Below are 23,025 nucleotides of genomic sequence, written 5' to 3' on the forward strand. Positions count from 1 at the left end.
AAGCCCATGGGGCCGATGACCGACATCTCGGTCTCGAAGCGTTCCATGACCTCGGCAGGGATAGGGCTGCCATAGCGCATGGCGAGGCCCTTCAGACACTCCTTGCGCAGCCAGGACTCCTGCGACTCCCCCTCCGGCACGTCAGGGAACTGCGGCATCTCATCGACGTTCTCGAAGACGGAGTCGTACGACTCGATCCGCTCCGCGATCAGCAGCGTGTTGTCGCACGCCTCCGGCAGCTCCGAGAACAGGGCACGCATCTCCTTGGCGGTCTTCAGGTAGTAGCCGCTGCCGGAGAACCTGAACCGCTTCTCGTCGGCCTTGTTCTTGCCGACGCCGATGCACAGAAGGTTGTCGTGCGCGTCCGCCTGGTCCTCGTGGACGTAGTGCGCGTCGTTGGTGGCCAGGAGCGGGATGTTCAGCTCCTTGGCCAGGCGCAGCAACCCGTCCCGGACGTCCCGCTCGATGGACAGGCCATGGTCCATCAGCTCCAGGAAATAGTTCTCCCGGCCGAAGATGTCCTGGTAGGCGGCGGCGACCTCGCGTGCCCCGTCGTACTGGTTCAGTCGCAGACGGGTCTGGATCGCACCTGAGGGGCAGCCAGTCGTCGCGATGATGCCCTCGGAGTGCTCACCGATCAACTCCATGTCCATGCGCGGCTTGCCAGCGGGGAACTGCCCGGTATAGCTGGCCTCAGTGGACAGGTAGAACAGGTTGCGCAGGCCCTGGACGTTCTGGGCCCACATCGTCATGTGTGTGAAGCGGCCTCCGCCCGAGACGTCCTTCGATCCCTCGCCGTCATCCGACATGGCGCGCTGCCCGCCCGGCCCCCAGAACTCCTGCTTGCGGTTGCGCCGTGAGGACGGGGCGACGTACGCCTCGATCCCGATGATCGGCTTGACGTTGTCGAAGCCCCTGGACACCTGGTGGAACTCGTACGCACCGAACATGTTGCCGTGATCACTCATGGCCACGGCCGGCATGCCCTGACGATCGACTTCAGCGAACATCGGCTTCAGCTTCTGAGCGCCGTCAAGCATCGAATACTCGGTGTGATTGTGCAGGTGAACAAAGCTGTCAGCCACCGGGCGGGCACCTCCGAAGGCGGTCGTGGGAAGCCCCCACCCTATCCCTCGGAAGAAGATCAGGATCGCCTCCGCCACACCCTTCCCGATGGCCCCGGCCAGGCGTAGCGATGACCTTGCTGTATCACAGAGAGATAGCAGCGGGCTGCACGCCGTGTCGGTCTCTGCGCGTCGGCGCCGAATCGAAGCTTTGCGCGACGGAGCAAGAACGATCTTGGTCGAGTGGGGGAGCCGGAGCGAACCCCGACGCCATCCTCGGCCTCTGACCGCGCCCGCCTCCGGTTGGCGTAACGGATTCGATCGCTGCCGCGTCTCCCTGAGTGACCACGGCTTCGGCCACATGGCAATCGCGGGCACCCCCCCGAAGCCCCACAGACAGTGGGCCAGCAGTCGAACGCACCCGGCCCCGGCCGGGACTACGGCACGTGGCGCCGCTCCCATTGGGCGGAGAACCTCATCGGGATCCGTGACGAGAACGACGAGCTGGTCGACCCGGTCTACAAGGACGGCGCCATCGAGGGCGTCACGTTCACCCGAGGCCGCGTCTTCATCCTCCGCTCCCGCATCCGCCCCGACCTCCCGCTGCGCCCCGGCAACCGGCAGCGCGAGGGCCGTTCCTGCTGCTGGTGCAGCGGCACCCCCGACCCCCGGTTCCCCGTCAGGCTGGGCACGGACCGCGCGGACCTGTACGCCTGCACCCCATGCGCGGGGATGTACGACGTCCCGGCCGTCGAGGTGGACGCGTGAGTACCGGCGACGACTTTCCGCGCGCCCTTGACGGCTGGACACCTCGCGACTGGGCCGAGTACCGGCGCTAGGTCGAGCGCGGCGAGGGGAGCGCGCGAGCGATCGACTCCGGCCAGCGCCGCCGCCGGGCGCAGACCGAGGCCAGCGAGGCGACCGAGGACGGTGCGCGGTGAGCCGCCAGCACGCGGCCCCCAACCGTCCCGGCCGCGCGACCTTTGCTCTCGGCGCGTCAGGTGCCGCGCCACTGCTGCTGATCCTCGGCCCGCGCTGGATGAGCGCGCAGGCCCCGGACGAGCGGCCGGTACCGCCGGTCGGCGTTATTCGGCCGGACCTGCCTGCGCAGCCGTCCGCCGGCGAACTCGCCGACCGCACCGGCCCGCACATGGAGGCCTCGGCAAGGCTCGGGGTGGTCGCAGGGTTTGTGGTCCGGCTACCACCAGCCGACGCCGTCTGCCTTGATCTCCGGGGGCTCGGGCAGCCAGGGCGCACCGACGGGGTTCGGTTCGCCGTCGCGGGTGGCTGAACGCAGGTGAGTCCAGAGGCGATTGCGCGCAGCCTGGGTTTCGTTCTCGCCGCGGGGGGCTTTGACCGTCCAGACGCCGTCGCGTACGACGCTGACCGTGTTACAGGCGACCAGTGCTGCCAGCGCGGAGAGCACCATGTCCTTGGTGAGCTGGGTTTTGGAGGTGAGCCAGAGGACGTTCGGGGCGCGCATCTGCTGGTCGGGGTCGTCCACGCCTTCGGAGGCGAAGGAAAGGGCGCTCCACTGGGAGAGCGCATCGATCACGCGCGTGGTGTTGTTGACCGCGACGGTGAAGCGTTGGAAGTGTTCTCGCTCGTCGGGCGGGACCAGCATGTTCAAAAGCTCGGAATCATCGTCGGCCACCTTGACATGCTACGCAGGGGGACTGTCTTTTCGGTCTCCCCAGCGTGGCGCTGCCGGTATCCCCGTCCGCCAGGTCCTCCTTCCGTAACGACCGGCCGCGGCCTGGTTGCGCGCAGGGCAGCATTCCTTCGGCTGAGCGCCAGACCCTCGTGGACGAGCTGGGGAAGCGGCTCGCGGGCGTCACGCCGGTTGACATCGTGATCGGCTCAACTTGATCGTTCGTGGCGAAGGACGCAGGATACGGCCCTCCAGAGCGTCAACTGCTGGCCGAATCAGCTTGCCCAGATCCGTTCCTCAATGCCGCAGTGTCAGAGCTGCGTGCTGTCATACCCGCTGCGGACGCTGCTGTCCGCGACAGGAGGGGGATCGCCTATGAGGCAGCTCATCAGCAACTGGGGCCTGGCGCGGTCTCTACGCCGCGTAGGAGCACATGGATCTGGCGGACGAGATGGGCGACGGACCGGGCCCGCTCGCCCGCGCGACTGGCCCAGCAACCTCCGCGCGTTATCCGGCGGGCGGCTCCGCTCGGCTCGCCAGGCCCCGGTCAAGCAACGCGGGACGGTCGATCGCACCCGCCACGTCCGGATGATGGTGCGGCGGGCGGTCTACCGGGGCTCGGGGTGGTGCCTGGTCGCGCTGGCCGCGTGCGTGCTTGGCCTGCTTGCTGGCCGGTGGACAGGCTGGTGGCCCTCGCCGCATCCGACGACGGTCGACATCGTCGGCGTGCCCGTCCTCCTCACGTACGTACCGTGGGCTCAGCAGCGCGTCGAACGCGACAAGTGGGACACCGCCCACAAGCACCGGCCGCGGCTGGAGATGTCGCTCGACCACCTCGATGCCCTAGGCCACGAGGAGTTCGAGTTCGCCGTACGGGACTTGTTGAGGCGCGACGGCTTCACGGCCGAGCGCGTCGGCGGAGCCAACGACGAGGTGTGCGACGTCCGCCCCGCCGATCTGGACCGCCGTATCTGGGCAGTTCAGTGCAAACATAGGCGAAAAGGGGCGCGTGGCGACGCAGTCCATGTCCGTGTGGTCCGGGAGCTGAAAGGCACGGCCAGCGAGGTACACAAGGCCACGTTCGCCCTGATCGTGACCAACGGGAAGTTCACCAGCAAAACCGCACCCTCGGCCCGTGGACTCGGCGTCCACCTGGTCGACCGGGACCTGCTCGGCCAGTGGGCCTCCGGCCGTCCGCTGTGGGAACTGCTGGAGTGTGTTCCGCCACCGCTGCGTCATCCTGCGGACAGACGCCGCGTGGCTGCGTAGGCGGAATCCCGGACTTGGGCCGCTCGACGGATCAGGGGCGACGCGGCCCCGCTGCGCCGGTTGCTGAGGTGGCTAGTACCGAACCTTTCGGCGCGCTGGGGACTCACGCCCGCGTGAGCGGGTGAGCAGCGCGCCGGAGCCACCATCGAGGAGTGGGCACAACGTCTCATGCTTGAAGCCCTCGGAGCCGGCTGAGCCGGTCCGGGCCGCCGACCATGTCCGTCAGCGACGGGCCTCCGCAGCCGCCTTGAGCTTGGCCTCGACCTCGGGCGGAAGCTGGAGAACCGGCACGGCGGCCCTGCAGCTGCTCCAGAGGGACTGTGCGGCCGTGGCCGCACGAGCGGCAGGCCCTGCATGAAGGCGGCTGGTGTGGCCTCGGCGGTACGCGACGCCCTCGGCCCCTGGCGCGCCGATCGCGGCGAACCCGACACAACGATGGTCGGCCTGCTCGCCGAGATTCGCCGGCACCTGCCGGTTGGCGTCCTGTCCAACTGCACCGACGCCCTGCGTACCGACCTCCAGCTCCACGGCATCACCTTCGACCACGTCTTTCCCTCGGCGGAACTCGGCATCGACAAACCCTCCCCACACGCCTACCGCCACGCCGCCAAACGCATGGGCATCCCCACCCGCGCCCTGGCCTACTTCGACGACGAACCCACCTTCGTCCACGCCGCCCGAACCGTCGGAATGCACGCCCACCTGTTCACCGGACCAGCCGAATTCACCGCCCGCCTGCGCACACTCGACCTCCCTCTGACCAGCGCGCACAGCCACGACGTACCCGCACGTACCGCGGCTCGGGGCGGGTGAACTCCCCGCCAGCCCGTGCTGCCGCCCCGTTGTGGGGGCGGCAGCCGGGGCCGATCGCCTCCTACAACCCGGTTGCGGGGTCGTCGGCGGCCTCGGTTCGCAGTGGCCGGTGTCCCTTCTCGTCGGGTTGGGCGAGTTCGCGTTCGTAGTCGACGGTCATGGATCCGTAGTAGTTGACTGCAGAGCTGCGGGCCGGGGAGAAGTGCGCCAGCACCTCGGCGTCCACCTCGCGGCCGGCCTCGCAAAGCTGGTCGACGGCCAGGCCCATGTACTCGGTGTGCCAGATAACAGCAGATGACCGCATTCGTCACGTCGGTCAGGCACCACGCCTGTTCGTTCTGCTGCTCGGGCTGACGACGGGTGATCTTGCCCTCGCGGGCGTAGTAAAGCTGGCAGCGGCCTCCGAGCCGCCATTGCCCGCGACCAGCAGCCGGCCGCCCGCGGGCAGCCGTTCGGCGAGAAGTCGGCCCCACTCCTGGAGGCGGCTGGTGTCGAGCCGGGGTAACGCGGTAGTGAGCGCCTGAATGTGCGCGCGGCCCGGCGGGGTCACGGGGCAGCTCCCTTGGGAACGAAGCGGGCAGGGTGAGTTGGTGGCTGAGGTGTCCGGCGGTGGTCGACCAGCGCCAAACGCCCCGGGGCTTCAGGAGCTGGCCGGCCGGTACCGGGTGAACATCGGGCCGTACGCGGCGAGCGCGGCGTCGCGCTCCAGGAGCGGGTAATCGAGGAGCTTCTCGACGATGCGATGCTCGGCGAGGATCCGCTCGGCCTGCTGGAGTAGCACGGTGTCGCCCAGTTCGGTCAGGTGTGCCCCGTCGCTCCACAGGCTGACCGGGGCGTCCCCGTCGTTCGCGGGGGTCAGCTGCCAGGCGGCGGCGTTGAACGGAGTCCACACGTCGAGGAACAGCGCGCCGCGTGTGGCGGCCGCCGTGCCGGCGGCCTCGTTGTAGCGGGCGAGGTCGGCGTTCATCTCGGCCACGGTCCCGGGGTCCTCGATGGGGCCGAACGGCGTCTCGGAGACGACGACGATCCGGCGGCTGTAGCCGCTGAGCTGCTTCAGCATCGTGTCGAGGTGCCGGGTGTACTCGTCGAGGTCGACCGCCTCGGACATCCGGTTCTGGAAGCGGCGCCAGACGTCGTTGATGCCGCAGCCGAGGAAGGCCAGGTCGTAGTCGGTGCCGGTGGTGGCCCGGTCGCCCTCGACAATGCCGGCGACGTCGCGGCTTGTGGCGCCGCCTTCGCCGTGATTGCGGACGTCGAAGGTGACGTACGGGAACGCGGCGCGCAGGGAGAGGCTCAGGCGGTGGACCCAGCCTCGCTGGTGCCATCCCTCGACGGTGACGTTGGAGCCGACCACGGGCAGGTCGGCCTGCGTGGTCATCTGGGCGTTGTACGCCTCCAGATGCTCCATGATCGAGGTGCCGAAGAAGCCGACGGTCAGGGTGCGGGGGTTCACACGCGGTGCGGGCGCTCCGTCGAAATGGCGGCGGGCGCCGGCCGGGACGCCCGTGGCGACGGCGCTGGGGGCGATGCTGTGGGAGACGACCGCGTTTGCGCCGACCAGCGTGTTCGCCCCGATGCGGACTCCGGCTGTGACGGTGACCTTGTCGGACAGGACCGCGCCGGGCTCGATGATGACCGGCGCGGCCTCGAACCCGCTCGCCCACGGCACAAGCTCGCCGGCCGGCACGTTCACGGCAGAGCGCGGGCGGTGGTTGTGGTCGTGCAGGTCGACCATGTTCGACAGGGCCGCGCCGTCACCGATGGAGATGCCGGCCATGGCGGAGATGAAGGTGTGCTCTCCTATGGCGACGTCGTCGCCGATGGCGACGGTGGCACCGCGGTGGACCTGGATGGTGGAGCCGCGGCGGATGGAGACCCGGGCACCAATGATCAGGTGGGCGCCGGGGTCGATCTCGATGGCGACGTCGTCGGGCAGGTCGCAATCGTCGCCCAGGGTGAGCGCCGGGCCGTGCTCGGCGCGCAGCCGCTCGACGGCGCTCAGGTCGGGGGAGATCGTGCTGGTCATCGCGGGAATCGGTCCTTCGCTTGCTGCGGATGATGGCCAGGGCCGGTCTCAACGTACCGACTGTGGATGGATGGTGCCGGACAGTCAGCTAAGGGCGGTCTTTGCGGACGAGGAACGGGCCGATGGCGAGCGCGTCGAGTGGACTGGCGGCAAAGGTGGCGACCGCGTCACGCGGGGTGCACACGATCGGCTCGGCCTCGTGATTGAAGGACGTGTTCAGCAGCGCGGGCGCCCGGCCGGTCTGCTAGGCGAACGAGGCCAGCAGCACGGCGTAGGGGTCGGTGTCCTCGCGGGCGACGGTCTGCGGGCGCAGCGTGCCGTCGGTGTGCACGGCGGCCGGGATCGCCTTCCGGGCGGTCTCGGTGGCCTGCCGGGCGACGATCAAGAACGGGAACGGGGTGCTCGTGCCGATCAGGTTCGGGGCAGCGTCAGCTAGGAGGACCTGGGCGAGGGGCCGCCACGGCTCCCGGTGCTTGATGCGGTCGTTGATGTGGTCGCGAGCACCGGTGTGGTGGGCGTCGGCGAGGATGCTGCGGCGGCCGAGCGCGCGGGCCCCGCCTCCATGCGGCCCTGGAACCAGCCGACCGTGCGCCCGAGCGCCAAGTGCCTGGCCACGGCGGTCGGCAGGTCGTCGTCCAGGTCCTGGAAGTCCAGGCCGTAGTCGTCCAGGACGGTGCGGATGGCGCCCGCGTCGAAGGAGGGGCAGAGAGCGCCGGTCGTCATGGCCGGGCCCGGCCGGGTGAGGTCGCCTCGGCGCAGCGCGACCTCAAGGGCCGCTCAGATGGCGCACCCGGAGTCCCCGGCGGCCGTTGGCGGAGCAGTTCAGCCCGACCCCGCCCGCCACGCACAGCCGGGTGGCGCCGGTGAAGGCGAGCGCCTCGCGGGCCAGCTCGCTCAGGCATTGCTCCGGCAGGCGCTGTGTGCAGGCTGCGAGATCGGCGTGCTCCCCGGTTCTTGAGGACCTGGCGACGCTCGCCGTCGTCGACGGCGACCAGCATGGTCGGCCTCTTGTTCGACAACTGTCGTATGCCGCTTGGCAGATTCTTGGACGAGTAACCACAGTGGTCGAAGCGATCTCTCCGTCGACGAGCTGCAGTACGCGATGGTTTCCAGCCCGCTCGGCTCAGTTACTCCACAGAGCGAGCCCCTACGGCTTCTGCGCGACGCCGACGTAGAGGGGCACCTGTTCGTCGTTGAACTCCTGATCAGGCTCCGGGTGCCAGTTGGTGACGACCTGAACACCCGGGTCGATCAGATCAAGTCCCGTGAAGAACCGGGCGAATTCGTCTCGTGAGCGCACCTGCGCGGGCACGCCACTGTTCCGGTAGATCTCGACAGCCTTGTCCCAACCGGCAGCATCGAAGTCTCCCGTCACGTGCGAGAGCATGAGGAAGCTACCGGAGGGGAGGGGAGCCAAGAGCTCGCGCACGAGATCGTAGGGTTCGTACTCGTCGGAGACGAAGTGCAGAAGGGCAACGAGTGAAAGAGCCACAGGTTCATCGAAGTTGAGGATCTCCTTGGCGCCTTCGATGATCTTCTCGGGCTCTCGGACGTCCGCCTCGATGTACTTCGTGCCCCCCTCAGGCGTACTCCGCAGGAGAGCCTCTGCATGGCGGAGAACGACCGGGTCATTGTCGACGTAGACCACGCGTGATCGCGGGTTGGCCGCTTGTACGACCTGGTGGAGGTTGGGCTCGGTTGGGATACCGGTTCCGATGTCGAGGAACTGTCGCACACCGCGGTCAGCCAGGAGCCGGGAAGCTCGATTCATAAAGCTTCTATTGGTTCGGGCGGCGACCCTGATGGCCGGCAGGAACGATATGACTCTCTCGGCAGCTTCCTCATCGACCGGGTAACTGTCCTTGCCACCGAGGTAGTAGTCGTACATGCGGGCCGAGTGGGGTCGGCTGGTGTCAATGGGCTTTAACGTCATCTTTCTTCTGCGTCCTCTTCGTGTCGGAACTGCGGCTTTGGGTTGGCGGGCGTCGCCGGGCCTCAGGCGAGGAGGAAGTCGGCTTCCCCGGCCTTGGCCCCGATGATGAAGGCTGCGATCACTCCCTGCTTGTAGATCAGCGCGGGCCCATCAGGGTCGGTCGACTGGCGGAGCGCTATACGCCCATCGTCGAGAGGCTTCGCCTCCACACAGTTGCCGCCGTTGCTGCCGCTCCAAGGCTTCACCCACTCTTCCGCTCCAAGCTCTGTGGCGGCGCGGAGGACGTGACTCATAGGTACAGCTCCTTGCGAATATCACCAAGAAATTTCTTGGTCTCTTGCTTCGAGAAGGCGTAGACACTCATCTGACCCAGCGCTTCGCGGAACAGGGCGACTTCTTCCTTGTCTTCGCTGTATCCGGCGCGGCTCAGGCTGTCGGTGCAGACGATGTCGGGAAGCTCTGGAATCTCGAATCGGAAAATGGTGAACGGCCCGAAGGCGCCAGGGTGAAGTCCTGCCTCGAATGGGCAAACTTGTAGTGTTATGTTCGGAAGTTCATACAGATCCAAGAGGTGTTCGATCTGCGTCCGCATAACGTTCCGGCTGCCGACAGGACGCCGCAGACTCGTCTCGTCTGTGATGGCCCAGAGTTGAGGAGGGGCCGGGTCCTTGCGCGTGAGGATCTCCTGGCGCTTGCTGCGCAGATCGACACGCCGCTCAAGGACATCGGGCGATATACGGGGCAGCCCTCGCTCCATGACTGCGCGCGCGTAGTCGGCCGTCTGCAGCAGTCCAGGGATGACTCCAGGCTCGTAGCCGCGGATGTCGGTCGCGCTGGACTCCAGTGATACATGCACTCCGAACCAGCCCGGAAGAACGTCGCGGAAACTCTGCCACCAGCCGGGCGTGCTTGCCTTGTCAAGCAAGGAAAGGAACTCTTCGATCTCGGCCTGGGGAATGCAGTAGACCTCGAGAAGCGTTTTAACGGTGGCGTACTTCAGGGAGGTCTCGGCCTTTTCCATCCTGGTGACCGTCGTCTGCGCGATCCGCAGCTGCTTGGCTGCCTGCACGGCGGTGAAGCCCGCCGCCTCGCGCAGGGCGGCGAGGCGCCGGCCCAGGACGATCGCCAGGACGGTCGGGGCCGACTTCGACTCACTCACGTCGCTCCCCTCTCCTCATTGGCCAGCAGCGGTCGTTGGGTGCAGTTTGCCACGGCACCCGCGAGGCGAACAGACTGCAGCCCGAACTATGCAGGTTGCAGAGTGAGGCTTGCCAACGCCGGAGAGTAGCGAGCATAGTTGCGTGGTGACCCAGCTCACGTAGCACGGATGCACGCTCCCCTGCCTTCGCCCCCGGAAGGTCTGAGATGCCCGCCCGCCCCACGTTATTCCGCGTTCTCCTTCAGGAGCGCCGTTGGGACCGATGGGCGGTGTTCTGCACCCGCTTCGAGCGGACCGCACGTGAGCTGGCTGGGGAGACCAACTCGCCGCATTTGGCGGCTGTTTCGGTTTCGCGGTCCACCTTTGACCGTTGGACGAAGGGCAACTGGTGCGGACAGCCCTGGCCTGACACGGCAGTGATTCTGGAGCGCCTGTTCGGGGTCCCCTGCGCCGACCTGTTCAGTCCCGCTCCGGCCGTCATGCAGGTGCGTTCCTCGCACCACAGCCATGGGGGGATACGTGCCGCCCTCTCGATCACCGAGCGCTGGCCCACCAGCAGGGTGTTGATGTCGAGTTCCGAGGACATCGCCGACTCGTGGGAGTTGATCGGCCGACAGGTCCTGGACGGCACGACCACTGCCGTGGGCTTCCGTCCCGCCACGGTCTCGGGCCCCGTCGTCGATCTCGAAGTCGCCGACGCCGACGCGTTGCAGCAGTTCTTACGTCCTGCTCGCCGCGGCCTGCTGGTGGGAGTTGCCGAACACGGGGATGCCCCCCAACTCTACGTGGTCGACGCGGCAAACGCCCGCCGAGCACGGGCGGCGTCCCCGGAGGGGGGCACGCTCGCACTGCCAGCCGCCCACCTGCTGGACGACCTCACATACGGTCTGCTGTGGTCCCTGGTCCAGTTCGACGACGGGCTCCTGGCCGACGATTTCGCCCTCGCGGAGGAGCGGCAGGCGCTCGACACCTACCTCTCGCTTCCACGCTCGGCGCCAAGCCGGGTGACTCTGCCTGATCTCACGACGGTCGGCGCGCAATGGCTCGGATCTGCGTTCTGCGCCCGGCACGTCGTGCGACGCCTCGACGGAGTGACAGCTCCCCCGGTGTTCTGGACCCGCGAACAGACCGGTGAGCAGGCAGCTCCGTGGCTGTGGTTCCGTCACAAGGCCGACTATCTCAAGGCCTTGGCCGCCCAGTACACCGACACAGCAACTCCCATGGTCCGGGTCTTCTGCATCCCGGAGGGCGAGGTGACCCGGAGCAACCGGTATGAGCGCATCCTGCTGCTTCTGGCCATCGCAATGATGGAACTGCATGGCATAAAGGTCGATGTACTCGCGGACCCGCAGTATTCCGAAGTCGACGGCTTCGCGCTGGTCCCGGGGCAGCGTGCCGTCGTGGCCAACTGGGTCCGGACGGAAGCGATCTGGTCAGCCGACACTGTCACTCAGCGTCCCGCACTTCGTGGGTACCACGAGGCCTTCAGCGAGGCCCAGGCGCACAGTGTGACAGCAGGCCCAGACCCAGAAGCACGCCTGCGGACACTGGCGGGGTATATGGGCATCCCATGGCCGTGGCTGGTTGACCGATGCCGCGAGTTGAGCGAGTGCGGCACGGCGAGCATCGTGCGGCCACGCAGCCGTCACCTCAGCGTGGACGCCCTTGACGACGTGTTTCAGTTCCTCGGTGCCCTTGCCCCGGGCCGGTGAGAGGACTGCCGCTGCCCCGTACTCCGCATGATCTCCTTCAGCGAAAGGCAGCCGTCGTGGTCTCAACCTCCCGAGCACCCCTCCCCTCGGTCCTGGTGCTCTCACTCGGCGGCACCATCGCCATGTCTGCCCCGGGCGATGGGCACAGTGGGGTAGCTCCCCGCCTGGCGGCTGCTGACAGTTCGGGCGCGCTTCTCGGTGCCGCCGCCGGCCTGGTTGCCGGACTGGTCGTCGCAGCGTTCGGCGCCGGGCATGCTCCCAAGACGTGGGCTGAGCCGCTGGGCGACCTGGCAGCCCGGACTCCGGTCGTACTGACCTCCCGCACCGGTGCAGGCAGCATCCTGACCCACACATACAACTTCGGTCCGGGCACCGACACCGACCTGCTCGAGCGAGGCCTCATCAACGGTGGCAGCCTGACGCCCCGCAAGGCCCGGCTGCTGCTCCTGGCCCTCCTCCGCTCCGGCGCGGAGCTACGCGAGATCAGGGCTGCATTCGAACTCCGTCGCCGCTGATTCCCTACGACAAGATTCGGAGCTACATGCGCGCCACCGAAATCACCACCGGCCGAAGGTTCGCCGTCGCTTTCGATGACGGCGAGGACTTCTTCACCGCGCTGGACGCCTTCTGCCGTGACACCGGGATTCGGGCAGGTCACATTCCGACCCTCATCGGGGGCTTCAGCAGCGTCCGGCTTGTGGGCTCGTGCGGCCCCCTCGAGCACCCGGAACGCCCGCTGTGGGACGAGATCAAGGTCGAGACCCTGGAGCTTCTCGGAGGCGGCACGCTCGCGTGGGACGCCGTGAACAGCCGGGTCGCCCCTCACATTCACGTCTCCGCCGGCCTCAAGGAGGCCTCCGCCGACGGGCGAACGAGCCATCTGCTGGGTGGCACCGTGCAGTTCATCACCGAACTCGTCATCGAGGAGTGGATCGCCCCGGCGGTGGCCCGGCTGCGCGATCCGGATTTGTACGACGTCCCCTTGCTTACCTTCGGCGAGACGAACTGAGCCGGGGAGGAGGGGATGCGGCGCGTGACGCGGTTCCGGCAGCTGGTCGAGGAAAGCCACTGGACGGTTTTCGCCACTTTCAGTATCCATTTCCAGCGTGCCGCCCGTGACGTTGCCCGCAACGACGACGACCCACGACTAGCGGCGGTCACGGTCTCCTCTCGCAGCTTCGACCGATGGATGGCCGGGCAGCTCAAGAGGATGCCCTGGCCCGCCACCTGCCGCGTGCTGGAGCATCTGTTCGGCGAGCCGGCCGAGGTGCTGTTCTCGGCGCCATCCGGCGAGAACCCGGGCACGGGCGATGGCCCGACGGCCGGGGACGCGGAGCCGGAGACGCTCATCCCTGTCTTGTCGCCTTTGCTCACGCTGCCGAGAACCGCATCGGCCAGGAGCTCGGGTCCGTCTCCGTATCTGGGGGCGGTGGCGTCGTTCCGGCACGCGGACCGTCAACTCGGTGCTGGACACGTCTATCCGTCTCTCCAGCAGTACTTGCAGACCTCCATCGCAGTTGATCTGTTCGGGCCCAAGGGCTGGCGCCGCGGCACCGATGTGTTCCTGGCCGCGGCCGTGCTCACGGAGATGGCGGGCTGGATGGCCCACGACTTGGGGCGCGATACGGAGGCTGCCGAGCACTTCACCGTGGCGTTTGGTCTCGCGCATGCGACTCCCGAGACATCTGTCGGAGCAAACATCCTGGGGAGCACGAGTCACTTGGCGCTGCAGCTCGGCGACGTCGACGAGGCGCTGGGCTTAGCCCGCCGCGGTCAGGACCGCATCAAGAACGCCGAACCCATCCCGGTGCTCTCCGCCCGCCTGCATGCCATGGAGGGCCGTGCTCAGGCCAGGCTTGGAGACGTGGTGGCTACCCAGCGAGCCCTGGACGCCGCGCTGGCCGCTCTGGAGGACGCTGCCGATGCGCCGTCCCCGCATTGGGTTGCCCCCTTCGATCAGGCCGCGCTCGCCAGCGAGAGGTCGCTCGCCCTGCAGGATCTGGGGATGCTCACCGCGGCAACCGCCGAGGCCGAACGCGCCGTGGCGCTGCGCGGAGTGGACCGCGCACGCAGTCGGGCCTTCAGCCAGGCCGCGCTCGCCGGTCTTCTCGTCCAAAGCGGGGACCTCGAAGCAGCCTGCGCCACCGGCGCGCAGCTTCTGACCGCCTGCGAGCCGCTCGGCTCGTCGCGGGTCACCGACCACCTCCGCGCCCTCAACCGTGCCCTGACGCCCTTCCGTGACGTCCGCGAGGTCCGGGACTTTCTAGAGCAGCTGGTCCACGTGAGCCGCCGTCGGTCGGCCCTGCTCGCCAGCTTCGATGCCAGTCCCTCGACGGGCAGGCGCCCATGACGAAGCCGCCTCTTTCCGGGACGCCCGAGTGGGATGCCTACCTCGCTGAGGGCAACGCCAAGCAGGCCCGCAAGCGGGTGGCTGCGGACGCGCTACTTCGTGATCCCAAAGGCCGGCTGCTCCTGGTCAAGCCCACCTACAAGCCGGGCTGGGACCTACCTGGCGGGATGGCGGAGCCCAATGAGGCCCCGTCGGATGCCGTGCGGCGGGAGCTGTGTGAAGAGCTCGGGCTCGACATCACGCTGTACGGGCTCTTGTGCATCGACTGGGTACCTCCCCACGGACCGTGGGACGACCTCATGGCGTTCGTCTTCGATGCCGGGCATCTGTCCTGGGAGGCGTGCACGGCGCTTCGGCCGCACGACGAGGAACTTGCGGAGTGCGCTTTCTTCCCGGAAGAGCAGGCGCTAGCCCTGCTCCGGGACCGTCAGCGGCGCCGAGCCGGGCAGGCTCTGATCGCGGTGCGCGAGCACGTCCCGCGCTACCTCCATAACGGACAGCCGCCGCCCTGGGACCAGGGCTACGCACCAGTACACGAGGTACAGCAGCGAAGCGTCCAAGCCGACCCCGAGGGGGGAGCCCGTTGACCAGCACGAGCACCACGCGGTTCGCGCTCCTGGTCCAGGAGAACCACTGGGATTCGTACGAGAAGTTCTGTATCCACTTCGCCAAGGCCGCTGTGCGCGCCGCCGAGAAGGAGAACGATCCTCGACTCGCCCGCGTCGACGTGTCTCGCAGCAGCTTCGACCGGTGGATGGGCCGCCGCGGCTCGATCAAGGGCACCCCCCGGCGGGACGCCTACCTCGTGCTCCGTTACATGTTCAACATGTCCCCCGAGCGGCTTTTCGAGCCCGTGGGGCCGGGTGCGCTCGCCCCTCGGGCCATCAGCGCTGACATCGCCGACGCCTCGGCGACGTCTCTCGGCTTCGACGACCCGCTGACCGTGGTCGCCCAGACCCATAAGCTGACGAGCTCCAATGCGGACGATCCCGTCCTGGCCATGGTAAAGCAGTCCATCTCGAGCATCATCAGCCGCTACGAGGCGCTGGGGCCGCAGCAGCTGGCGGGCGAGGCCCGGATCATCCGCGAGATGGTGCACGGTGTCCTGGGCGGCCAGCAGCCCCCGCGAGTCCGAGCGGAACTCTTCCGCCTCGCCTCTCAGGCTGCCGGGCTCCTGGGGTACATGGCCGTCAACGCCGGCGCGAAATACGACGTGGTCGACGCGTACTGCTCGGAGGCAGAGTGCCTGGCACGCGAGGTCGGCGAGATCTCCATGGAGATGTGGGCGAGCGGGACCCGCTCGCTGGGCCTCTATTACCAGAAACGGTATGCGGAGGCCGACGACGCAGCCCTGGCCGGGATCGCTCTGGCCCCGGACAACCCCCAGGCGATCCGGCTGCTTGTCAACGGGCGCTCCCGCTCGCTCGCCCGCGTCGGAGACCGTCGGGGCGCTGAGCAGGCGATCGGCCAGGCCTTCGAGCTATCCGACCGGCAACCCGCCCTGCCCGGCGGCCTGACCTCGTGTATCAGCTTCGAGCCTTACTCCATGGCCCGCACCCTGGCCAACGCCATCACCACACGCCTCTCGCTCGGCGACACGGCCGAGGTCCTGACACACGCCGATCAGATCGACGAGCTCATCGCGCACTCCGACTCCGATTGGAGCCGCGCTCTGGTCGGCCTCGACGTGGCGACGGCTCTGCTCCAGCAGCCATCTCCCGAGGTCGAGCAGGCCATGGTCTTGGGCCGTCGGGCCCTCAGATCTGGCACGACTTCGCCCATCAGGTCCGTGTGGGAACGGGCGAATGAGCTCTACCAATGTGCCGAGCGGTGGCATGACGAACCCGATGTAGGGGACTATGCCGAGGAGCTGCGGACGTGGCGGTCGCAGCCGCAGGCCGGAATGATCGTGGTCAGCTCGCGCGCTCAGATCGCGCCCTGAAACACCAAGGAGATCCGTGGCGCCCGAGTTGGCCGTCGACACTAGGGCCTTCCCCTGCGTGCCCCCCGCTGACCTCGACGACGCACACGTGATCGTCGAACATGACTGGCAGGCCTTCCAAGCCGTCGAGCGCATGAAAAACCACTGGGACCGCACGGGATGGTCGGAACAGCAGCGCGCCTACTACTGGATGCTGACCTTCGTCGACACCCCCGACCTGTTGCGACGCGCCGAGCACTGCCAGGGCGCACTCGAGCACTTGAACTTGGATCCTGTACCCGCCGACGGGCTGCACGTCACCTTGCTCCGGATCGGTGCCGCAGAGCTGGTGTCACAGTCCCAACTCCAGCATCTGGTGGCCCTGGCGGAGCACCTGTCCGTCACTGAGTTCCGTATCCTGGCCCATCCTCTCGCCGGCTCGCGCGGGGCCGTCCGCTTCAGCCTCTCCCCCTGGAGACCGCTCGTCGGCCTCCACGCTGCGCTCAGCGCGCTCGGCGAACAGGCTGGTGTGCCCGGCGGCAAGCCGACAAGCACCTTCCGGCCGCACCTGGGGGTCGCCTACAACAACGCGGAGCGGGCGGCGGCGCCGGTCATCGACGTGGTGTCGCAACTGCGCTCGCTTGCCCCGGTGGTCCTCGACGTCTCCTCGCTGGACCTGGTCGAGCTCCGCCGCCACGGCAGGTCCTACCGGTGGGAGACCATCCGTACGCTCCCGCTACGCCCAACGGAACCGGCATCGAGGGTCCGCCCCCAGAGGCCCGCGTCAGGCGCACATTGATCATTTGTGCGCTGCCGTGCGGCAGCTGACTTGAGGTGCGCGATACACGTCCCTGGCCACCCCAAGTCGCTGCCCAGGATGTGGCGTTATGGCTCCCAACCCAGTGATAGCAGCCTGTGCGCGGTGCCGTGACATCGCGGACAGGTGGTGGCAGTACCGCCTTGCCGATCACAAGAGCAAGCTCCGGATAAAGGAGTTCACCTTCTATGACCACCTCGTCGACGAGCATCCTGACGTGCGGCCGACAAGCGTGGAGGGCTGCCGCAGCTGCCACGAAGCGCTCACGATGGCGCAGTTCGTCATGGCTGACCTCGCGATGTACCGGGCCGCCGGGTCCCATGTGGACCCGGCGGCCCTGCATTTTTGCCACCACAATTTGGAGCAGACGGCCGAGGCATCCAATATCGAAGCGGGGACGCTGACCAGCGGGCACGTTTTCACCGCCTACCTGTACCACTGCGCGGACAGGCCCCATCTGCCCGGACACACCTGCTCCCCCGACCGCGGTCACCCCTACGACGTCGCGGTCGAGTTCAGCGCCCCGGTGACCACCGCGACCGACGAGCAGACCATGCCGCTGCGCGCAGTGGTGGCTGAGCTGAAACGCGACCTGCAGTACCGCGAGCTCGATCGGCTCGCCTCCGGCAGCGACCTTGAGGTGAAGATCGAGGACCGTTTCGGCCTGGCGCGATGGGTGCACGCCACGATCACGCGCCGCCTCGGAAGAGGCCTTGGCGAGTTCATACGCGTGTGGATCTCGGCACCTGCCGAAGACCCCCGCACCGCCGTCTTTCCCCCGCGTAGCGGCAGGTCGGCCGCCCCTAGCGGCATGCCCGGGCGGATCGGCTCCGGGTCTCAACCCTGCGGAACCGGAACCAGAGTGGTGCCGCGCACGGTCAGCAAACGCATGCTCGCGGAACGGGCCGCGGCGATCCCGTCGGGGGCGTCATCCACCGCCAGGCAGCGTGACGGCGCGACGCACAGCTGTCGTGCCGCTTCCAGGTAGACGTTGGGAGCTGGTTTGCCTCGCGTCACGGACTCGCCGGTGGCCACGACCGGAAGGAGCCTGTCCAGGCCCAGTCGCTCGATCCCGCTGTGTACCAGGACCGAGGCCGCACTGGACGCGACCGCTCGGGGAATCCTCCGCGCACGGGCCTGCTCGAGCAGGTCCAATGTGGCCGTGATCGCTGCGGGCGGGGTCCGTTCAGCAGCCGTTGCCGGCTGGTGCGCACGACCTCCTCGACCGGCAGCTCGCGCTCGCCGGCTAGTGCCTGCAGCAAGTCGTGTACCGGCAGTCCGGCGTGCGCGGTGTACCAATCCTCCTCGACCACGAGGCCGTATGGCACGAGCGCCTGACGCGGTGCGTCAAGACGGCGCCGGCTGTTGTCGACGACCGTGCCGTCCCAGTCCGCGATAGGGCCCTCGATGTCGTCCAGGCGATCAGTCATGGAGGCCTTGGCGGTGAAGGGTCCGACCATTGGGGTCGACCGCCACGACCATCTCAGGTATGGCACCCTGACGGGATCTCGGCCGCGGTCTTGACGTTGGCGCACGCGTGCTCCGGCCCGAGGCTGGTGAGCTGGTGCGCGGCATCGAAGGTGGACCGCTTGCTGATGGTGGAGGTTCCGTTCGGGGTCTGTTCTGCGGTGGTCGTCGTCATCCGTGTCTCCATGGGGGTGCTGACGGGTTCTCGTGTGTGGCGGGTTCACACCCAGGCCTTTCGTGCGCCCGTGCGCTCGGTCGGCTCCTCTATCCCGGTGCGGACCCGGGCGTATACCTCGTCGATCAGAGCGAGTTCGTTAGTGGTGAGCGCCGGGCCGAGGCAGCGGAAGTTCTCCGTGACTTGGGTCTCGTGGGTGTAGCCGACGACCGCCGCACAGTGGTCGGCCTTCTGCAGGCACGACCGCAGTGCCAGCCGGGTCAACACGCCGGCTGTGTCCCCGAAGTGTTCGCGTAGTGCGTGAAGGCCGGCTGCGATGGTCTCGAGCGCCTCCGGAGTGAAAGCCCAGGTATTGGCCGCTCCGTCGTCGGGGCCGATGCGGGGCATCGCGCTGGGGAACGCCTTGCCGGTGAGCAGTCCGTGGGCCAGCGGGGCGGCGAGGATGACACCGACGCCGTGGCGCGCGGTGAAATCAAACAGGCCCTCGCCTTCCAGGGAGATCACCGGCGTGAGGGGATTGAATCGGGTCCAGATGATGTCTGGCTTGATCAGCCGGAAGAGGTAGAGGAATCGCTCTGCGCAGGCGTTGCGCTCGACGGGCGTCGCTCCGTAGTGGGCGTACGGGCCTCGCATACCGATCGCCTTTATGTCGCCCAGTTGTTGCAGTGTGCACAGCTGGTCGATGGCACCACCCAGGTACCGGTCCTGCGGGCCGAAGTCCCATGAGTCGAGGGTGTAGATGTCCACCGCATCGACGTACAGGTTGTCGCGGGTCTGCTGGAACTGTCGATGGATGTTGCGGTCGGCGTAGGCGTGCGGCGCGGACCCGCGAATCCGTCCGACCTTGCTGCTCACGATCAGGCCTTCATTTCGATACTCACGCAGGATGCGCTCGAGCATCCGCTCCGCACGGCCTGCGCCGTAGGAGTCCGAGGTGTCCAAGAGGTTGGCGCCGAACTCAACCGCGCGGCGCAGCCCGTCGAGAAAGCGCCCATCGTCCTTGGCGTACTCGCCCGGTCCGAGTTCAGGCTGGTCCGCCAGGCCAATGGATCCGGTACTGATTCCCAGTGGATGAACCCAGAGGCCCTTGCCGAGGTGGCGCGGGGTGAGCGTGAGGGCGCCCGTCAACGCACACCTGCCGGACGCTCGAGGACGGCTGTGACGATCTTTCCGTCGTCGGTTGGTGCCACCGTCAGCTCTCGGGCGAGTTTGCCGACGATGAACAGGCCGCGGCCGCTGGTTGCCACGGTGGGCGCGTCCGTGGACGGGTTGGACGGGCATACGGGGACGGCGTTGAGGTCATCGCCTCGGTCGATCACGCCCATGGCTGCGCCCCGTTCGTAGATCTCCAGTCGCATCAGGACTGCGCCGGGGGTGTGTTGGAGGGCGTTGGCGATGACCTCGCTGGCGACGAGGTCAAGGTCGTGGATCCAGTCGTCGTTCGCCTTGCCGTCCAGCGCGTCGTGCACAGCCGCGCGGGCCGCCCTCTGCGGGGCGTCGAGGCCAGCGAGCACGACGTCGCTGTGGCTCACCAGGTCTCCGAGGCTCCGGTCACGGATCAGCTCGGCGGTTGTCGGGGGCACCCTCGTCTCCTCGTGTTCGAGACGCCCTGGGGCGTGGCCACGATCGCGGCCTGGTTCAACCGTGGCGGAAGGCGCGTGGCACCGATACGCCAAACCGTCGCCACTTCTTCGCCACTTCTCGCCGTCTACCGCCGAAGCAGGTACCAGAGAAGCTGGTAATTCAGCGCATAACGCTCTCGGGTCGAACGCTCCAGCGCGCCCAAGTGGCCACAAAGTGGCGACGGTTTGGCGTACCGGTGCGCAGAGATCACCGTCATCGTGGAGGAAGACGAGCGCATGGCCTCCCCCGACCACTCCCCCCGGGACCGGCCATGCGCTGGCGGGGGCCTTGCGCCACGGGTCCCCGCGCAGGTCGCCGTCTCGCCCACTTCCTCAAGAGAGAACCTGATGGCACGCAGCCCCGGACACCGGTCCAAGGTTTCCATCCCGCAGCCCCGCACCGTGATTGTCGGCGCTGGCCCCGCAGGCGTCATGGCGGCGCTGCGTGCGAGCACCGCCCTTCACGAGATCCTCCTGGTCGACCAGGACCCCGATCTCCGGGGGCGCATCCTGCCGAAGGCCTGCGGGAGCGCCGAGCCGGTGGCGCCGGCGGGCTTCGGCAGTGCCGCGCTGTACTCCGCGGGCAGCCTGCCGGACACAGGGGGTACGGCTCGAAATCGGGATGCTGGCCTCCCGCAGCCGAGCAGCCGCCGAGACCGATCTCGCCCTTCCGCGAGACCGTGCCAGCCGTCGCAGCGACAGAGTTCCCCTAAGCCGCGCGACGTCACGTCCCCGTCCTGGTGCCGCACTGCCCCCCTACGGCGCGGCACCAGGACGGCTCCCATGAAACCCCGACGGAAATACACCGTCCTGACGGTGAGCTGATAACTCCCCTACTGAGCGCTCGCCACCCCTGGCGGCTGCACTTCGGCGAGACCCCGCCACCGTCCATGCTGCCGCGCACGATCGACGTTGTCCGCGTCAGCATGGGGCTGGACATGGCGGCGCTCGACACCATGATCGACTCGGGATACCAAGTCGGGCCACTAGCAAAGACCTGATGCTTCCCCTGACTCAGGCCTTGCATGTGACAGCCGAGCCCAGCGGCGCAGGACTGTAGCCCAGCGAGTGGCCCTGTACTCCCCACCCCCTGCCGGAATCTCACTGTTGAGGAATCCATGTCTGACGGCGTGACCCCCCGTATCGAGCAGTACGGCTTGGTCGGCGATATGCGGACCAGTGCGCATGTCGCTGACAACGGCTCGATCGACTGGCTGTGCCTGCCCAGGTTCGATTCGGACGCGTGCTTCGCCGCGCTGCTTGGTCGGTCTGACCAGGGCTCGTGGATGCTCGCCCCGACCCCTTACGACGTCGCCGCCGACCAGCCGACGGCGATGACAAGGCGGTACCGGGGGGACTCTCTCGTCCTGGAATCTGAGTGGTTCAGGGGCACCGGCACGGTCCGCGTGATCGACTTCATGCCGCTGAACTCCCCGGCGCCGCAGGTGATCAGGATCGTCGAGGGCGTGGCCGGCGAGGTGCCCATGGTCTCGCGTCTGCGGCCGCGGCTCGGTTACGGCCGGACCACTCCGTGGATTCACGAAGAGGGCGGGCGCGTGGTCGCCGAAGCCGGCGCGGACGCACTCTGGCTCGATTCCCCGGTCGAGCAGGCCGAGAAGGACGGCGTCATCGTCAGCTCCTTCACGGTGGGCGCCGGGGAGAGCGTGGCGTTCGTCCTCAGCTGGTTTCCGTCCCACGCGGCTGCGCCGGAGGTGTCTGATCCAGAGTCAGCCCTCGAGTCGACGCTCGCCTTCTGGCAGTCGTGGACGGAGCAGTGCACCTACGACGGCCCGTACCGGGAAGCCGTGGTCCGGTCCCTGATCACGCTGAAGGCGCTGACCTACGCGCCGAGTGGCGCGATCGTTGCGGCACCGACCACGTCGCTGCCCGAGGAGATCGGCGGCCGTCGGAACTGGGACTACCGCTACGGCTGGTTGCGCGACTCCGCCACGACGCTCGCCGCGCTCCTGGGCACCGGCTACCGGCAGGAGGCGGAGGCGTGGCGGCGGTGGCTGCTGCGGGCGGTGGCCGGTGATCCGGAGAACCTGCAGATCATGTACGGCATCACTGGAAGACGGGAGCTTCCCGAGCGGGTGCTGGACTGGCTGCCGGGGTATGAGGGTTCGGCGCCGGTCCGGGTCGGCAACGGCGCCGCGGAGCAGCTGCAGCTCGACGTGTACGGCGAGCTGATCGAGATGTTGAGCCTCGCACACAGCAGCGGGGTCGCCCCGTGCGCGGACACGGCTGTCCTGCACCAGCGGCTGATCCGGCAGCTGGTCGAGCGATGGCAAGAGCCGGACGAGGGGATATGGGAGATCCGAGGCGAGCGCCGGCAGTTCGTGCACTCCAAGGTGATGGCCTGGGCGGCGCTGGACCTGTCGATCCACCTGGCCGAAGCCGGGGTTCTCAACGTGGACTTGTTCAAGCTGACAGAGGTCCGTGACGCGATCCACCTCGAGGTCTGCACCGAAGGCTTCGACCCAGTGCGCAACACGTTCACCCAGTCCTACGGCTCGGCCGAGCTGGACGCCGCGCTGCTCCTGATCCCCCGCATGGGCTTCCTGCCGGCCGATGACCCGCGCGTCGTCGGCACGGTCGAGGCGGTCCAGCGCGAGCTGGCCACGGCGGACGGCCTGGTGCGGCGTTACCCGACCACCGGCTCGGACGCCGGGGTGGACGGCCTGACCGGCGACGAGGGTGCTTTCCTGCTCTGCTCGTTCTGGTTGGTGGACGCGCTCGCCCTGATCGGCCGCGTGAGCGATGCCCACGCGCTGTTCGAGCGGCTTCTGGTCCTGCGCAGCGACCTTGGCCTGCTGGCCGAGGAGTACGACCCGGTCCAGGGGCGTCAGCTCGGGAACTTTCCGCTGGCGTTCACCCACGCCGGCCTGGTCAGGAGTTCCCTGCTCCTGCACCAGCTCTCGCCGGTTTCCGACTCCGCCGATGTCGAACCGGCGGCCCTTGCGGGAGCCACGCTGAACATCGCTTCACTGTCACTGCGTGCGTCCGCTGCCTGACGACACTCCCCCCCAAAAAAAATCACCTACTC

General features: G+C 67.9%; 24 protein-coding genes and 1 pseudogene. 11 read left to right on the forward strand and 14 right to left on the reverse strand.

The window, feature by feature from the left end; translation table 11 throughout:
* Nucleotides 1-1,085, reverse strand: a 1,085-nt coding sequence (locus ACWD35_RS27245; RefSeq protein ID WP_451353935.1) for a PHP domain-containing protein, incomplete at its 3' end; no start/stop codon positions are given.
* Between the two features lie 378 nt (nt 1,086-1,463).
* Between ACWD35_RS27245 and ACWD35_RS27250 the strand changes: the two genes are divergently transcribed.
* Nucleotides 1,464-1,832, forward strand: a complete 369-nt coding sequence (locus ACWD35_RS27250) for a hypothetical protein (protein WP_451353936.1) — start codon at nt 1,464-1,466, stop codon at nt 1,830-1,832.
* Between the two features lie 430 nt (nt 1,833-2,262).
* Here the strand turns inward: ACWD35_RS27250 and ACWD35_RS27255 are convergent, their stop codons facing one another.
* Nucleotides 2,263-2,718 (reverse strand): hypothetical protein, encoded by a 456-nt coding sequence (locus tag ACWD35_RS27255; protein WP_451353937.1) that lies wholly within the window; start codon nt 2,716-2,718, stop codon nt 2,263-2,265.
* A gap of 585 nt (nt 2,719-3,303) precedes the next feature.
* On the opposite strand from ACWD35_RS27255, the gene ACWD35_RS27260 reads away from it, so the two are divergent.
* Both ACWD35_RS27260 and ACWD35_RS27265 read left to right on the forward strand, forming a co-directional pair.
* The gene (locus ACWD35_RS27260; protein ID WP_451353938.1) at nt 3,304-3,984 is read left to right on the forward strand and encodes a restriction endonuclease; all 681 of its coding nucleotides are present in this window, start codon (nt 3,304-3,306) and stop codon (nt 3,982-3,984) included.
* A 369-nt stretch (nt 3,985-4,353) separates the two neighbouring features.
* Nucleotides 4,354-4,797 (forward strand): HAD-IA family hydrolase, encoded by a 444-nt coding sequence (locus tag ACWD35_RS27265; RefSeq protein WP_451353939.1) that lies wholly within the window; start codon nt 4,354-4,356, stop codon nt 4,795-4,797.
* A gap of 61 nt (nt 4,798-4,858) precedes the next feature.
* Here the strand turns inward: ACWD35_RS27265 and ACWD35_RS27270 are convergent, their stop codons facing one another.
* The 8 genes and pseudogenes from ACWD35_RS27270 to ACWD35_RS27305 form a co-directional block, all read right to left on the reverse strand.
* Nucleotides 4,859-5,065, reverse strand: coding sequence for a hypothetical protein (locus tag ACWD35_RS27270; RefSeq protein WP_451353940.1), 207 nt, complete (start codon nt 5,063-5,065; stop codon nt 4,859-4,861).
* A 372-nt stretch (nt 5,066-5,437) separates the two neighbouring features.
* Complete coding sequence (locus tag ACWD35_RS27275; RefSeq protein ID WP_451353941.1) at nt 5,438-6,823, reverse strand: GDSL-type esterase/lipase family protein; 1,386 nt, start codon at nt 6,821-6,823, stop codon at nt 5,438-5,440.
* An 88-nt stretch (nt 6,824-6,911) separates the two neighbouring features.
* Nucleotides 6,912-7,352 (reverse strand): annotated as a pseudogene (locus tag ACWD35_RS27280) (carbamoyltransferase C-terminal domain-containing protein).
* On the reverse strand, nt 7,256-7,546 hold the full coding sequence (locus tag ACWD35_RS27285) for a hypothetical protein (RefSeq protein ID WP_451353942.1): 291 nt from the start codon (nt 7,544-7,546) through the stop codon (nt 7,256-7,258). Before ACWD35_RS27285 ends, ACWD35_RS27280 begins: the two are co-directional and overlap by 97 nt.
* A gap of 43 nt (nt 7,547-7,589) precedes the next feature.
* Nucleotides 7,590-7,883, reverse strand: coding sequence for a carbamoyltransferase N-terminal domain-containing protein (locus ACWD35_RS27290; protein WP_451353943.1), 294 nt, complete (start codon nt 7,881-7,883; stop codon nt 7,590-7,592).
* Between the two features lie 87 nt (nt 7,884-7,970).
* Nucleotides 7,971-8,756 (reverse strand): SAM-dependent methyltransferase, encoded by a 786-nt coding sequence (locus ACWD35_RS27295; protein WP_451353944.1) that lies wholly within the window; start codon nt 8,754-8,756, stop codon nt 7,971-7,973.
* Nucleotides 8,757-8,818: 62 nt separating this feature from the next.
* Entirely contained in the window at nt 8,819-9,049 is a 231-nt protein-coding gene (locus ACWD35_RS27300; RefSeq protein WP_451353945.1) for a DUF397 domain-containing protein, read from the reverse strand.
* On the reverse strand, nt 9,046-9,915 hold the full coding sequence (locus tag ACWD35_RS27305) for a helix-turn-helix domain-containing protein (RefSeq protein WP_451353946.1): 870 nt from the start codon (nt 9,913-9,915) through the stop codon (nt 9,046-9,048). Before ACWD35_RS27305 ends, ACWD35_RS27300 begins: the two co-directional genes overlap by 4 nt.
* A gap of 269 nt (nt 9,916-10,184) precedes the next feature.
* Between ACWD35_RS27305 and ACWD35_RS27310 the strand changes: the two genes are divergently transcribed.
* The 7 genes from ACWD35_RS27310 to ACWD35_RS27340 are packed head-to-tail and all read left to right on the forward strand — an operon-like array spanning nt 10,185 to nt 16,697.
* Nucleotides 10,185-11,627, forward strand: coding sequence for a transcriptional regulator, XRE family protein (locus ACWD35_RS27310; protein WP_451353947.1), 1,443 nt, complete (start codon nt 10,185-10,187; stop codon nt 11,625-11,627).
* 56 nt (nt 11,628-11,683) lie between these two features.
* A complete protein-coding gene (locus tag ACWD35_RS27315) occupies nt 11,684-12,142 on the forward strand; it encodes a hypothetical protein (protein ID WP_451353948.1) in 459 nt (152 codons plus the stop codon).
* A gap of 26 nt (nt 12,143-12,168) precedes the next feature.
* Nucleotides 12,169-12,636 (forward strand): PPC domain-containing DNA-binding protein, encoded by a 468-nt coding sequence (locus ACWD35_RS27320; protein WP_451353949.1) that lies wholly within the window; start codon nt 12,169-12,171, stop codon nt 12,634-12,636.
* A gap of 15 nt (nt 12,637-12,651) precedes the next feature.
* Nucleotides 12,652-13,977 (forward strand): hypothetical protein, encoded by a 1,326-nt coding sequence (locus tag ACWD35_RS27325; RefSeq protein ID WP_451353950.1) that lies wholly within the window; start codon nt 12,652-12,654, stop codon nt 13,975-13,977.
* Nucleotides 13,974-14,564 (forward strand): NUDIX domain-containing protein, encoded by a 591-nt coding sequence (locus ACWD35_RS27330; RefSeq protein WP_451353951.1) that lies wholly within the window; start codon nt 13,974-13,976, stop codon nt 14,562-14,564. Before ACWD35_RS27325 ends, ACWD35_RS27330 begins: the two co-directional genes overlap by 4 nt.
* Nucleotides 14,561-15,919, forward strand: coding sequence for a hypothetical protein (locus ACWD35_RS27335; RefSeq protein ID WP_451353952.1), 1,359 nt, complete (start codon nt 14,561-14,563; stop codon nt 15,917-15,919). The genes ACWD35_RS27330 and ACWD35_RS27335 overlap by 4 nt, the downstream gene beginning before the upstream one ends.
* Nucleotides 15,920-15,935: 16 nt before the next feature.
* Nucleotides 15,936-16,697 (forward strand): 2'-5' RNA ligase family protein, encoded by a 762-nt coding sequence (locus tag ACWD35_RS27340; protein WP_451353953.1) that lies wholly within the window; start codon nt 15,936-15,938, stop codon nt 16,695-16,697.
* 855 nt (nt 16,698-17,552) lie between these two features.
* Here ACWD35_RS27340 and ACWD35_RS27345 read toward each other — a convergent pair.
* The 4 genes from ACWD35_RS27345 to ACWD35_RS27360 form a co-directional block, all read right to left on the reverse strand.
* Entirely contained in the window at nt 17,553-18,014 is a 462-nt protein-coding gene (locus tag ACWD35_RS27345) for an HAD family hydrolase (RefSeq protein WP_451353954.1), read from the reverse strand.
* Nucleotides 18,015-18,198: 184 nt separating this feature from the next.
* Entirely contained in the window at nt 18,199-18,357 is a 159-nt protein-coding gene (locus tag ACWD35_RS27350) for a hypothetical protein (RefSeq protein ID WP_451353955.1), read from the reverse strand.
* A gap of 45 nt (nt 18,358-18,402) precedes the next feature.
* Entirely contained in the window at nt 18,403-19,485 is a 1,083-nt protein-coding gene (locus ACWD35_RS27355; protein ID WP_451353956.1) for an aldo/keto reductase, read from the reverse strand.
* The gene (locus ACWD35_RS27360) at nt 19,482-19,940 is read right to left on the reverse strand and encodes an ATP-binding protein (RefSeq protein WP_451353957.1); all 459 of its coding nucleotides are present in this window, start codon (nt 19,938-19,940) and stop codon (nt 19,482-19,484) included. Before ACWD35_RS27360 ends, ACWD35_RS27355 begins: the two co-directional genes overlap by 4 nt.
* Nucleotides 19,941-21,097: 1,157 nt before the next feature.
* On the opposite strand from ACWD35_RS27360, the gene ACWD35_RS27365 reads away from it, so the two are divergent.
* Nucleotides 21,098-22,993 carry a glycoside hydrolase family 15 protein gene (locus ACWD35_RS27365; RefSeq protein WP_451353958.1) on the forward strand — a complete coding sequence of 632 codons (1,896 nt, stop codon included), beginning with the start codon at nt 21,098-21,100 and terminating at the stop codon, nt 22,991-22,993.
* The last annotated feature ends 32 nt before the right edge of the window (nt 22,994-23,025 follow it).

The organism is Streptomyces sp. NPDC002671, from assembly GCF_053592475.1.

What these genes read in the sequence shown, in the direction of transcription:
- ACWD35_RS27260 (WP_451353938.1), top strand. Translation starts at nt 3,304, where the DNA reads ATGATGGTGCGGCGGGCGGTCTACCGGGGCTCGGGGTGGTGCCTGGTC.
- ACWD35_RS27270 (WP_451353940.1), bottom strand. Translation starts at nt 5,065, where the DNA reads ATGGGCCTGGCCGTCGACCAGCTTTGCGAGGCCGGCCGCGAGGTGGAC.
- ACWD35_RS27275 (WP_451353941.1), bottom strand. Translation starts at nt 6,823, where the DNA reads ATGACCAGCACGATCTCCCCCGACCTGAGCGCCGTCGAGCGGCTGCGC.
- ACWD35_RS27285 (WP_451353942.1), bottom strand. Translation starts at nt 7,546, where the DNA reads ATGACGACCGGCGCTCTCTGCCCCTCCTTCGACGCGGGCGCCATCCGC.
- ACWD35_RS27295 (WP_451353944.1), bottom strand. Translation starts at nt 8,756, where the DNA reads ATGACGTTAAAGCCCATTGACACCAGCCGACCCCACTCGGCCCGCATG.
- ACWD35_RS27300 (WP_451353945.1), bottom strand. Translation starts at nt 9,049, where the DNA reads ATGAGTCACGTCCTCCGCGCCGCCACAGAGCTTGGAGCGGAAGAGTGG.
- ACWD35_RS27320 (WP_451353949.1), top strand. Translation starts at nt 12,169, where the DNA reads ATGCGCGCCACCGAAATCACCACCGGCCGAAGGTTCGCCGTCGCTTTC.
- ACWD35_RS27325 (WP_451353950.1), top strand. Translation starts at nt 12,652, where the DNA reads ATGCGGCGCGTGACGCGGTTCCGGCAGCTGGTCGAGGAAAGCCACTGG.
- ACWD35_RS27330 (WP_451353951.1), top strand. Translation starts at nt 13,974, where the DNA reads ATGACGAAGCCGCCTCTTTCCGGGACGCCCGAGTGGGATGCCTACCTC.
- ACWD35_RS27350 (WP_451353955.1), bottom strand. Translation starts at nt 18,357, where the DNA reads ATGACGACGACCACCGCAGAACAGACCCCGAACGGAACCTCCACCATC.
- ACWD35_RS27365 (WP_451353958.1), top strand. Translation starts at nt 21,098, where the DNA reads ATGTCTGACGGCGTGACCCCCCGTATCGAGCAGTACGGCTTGGTCGGC.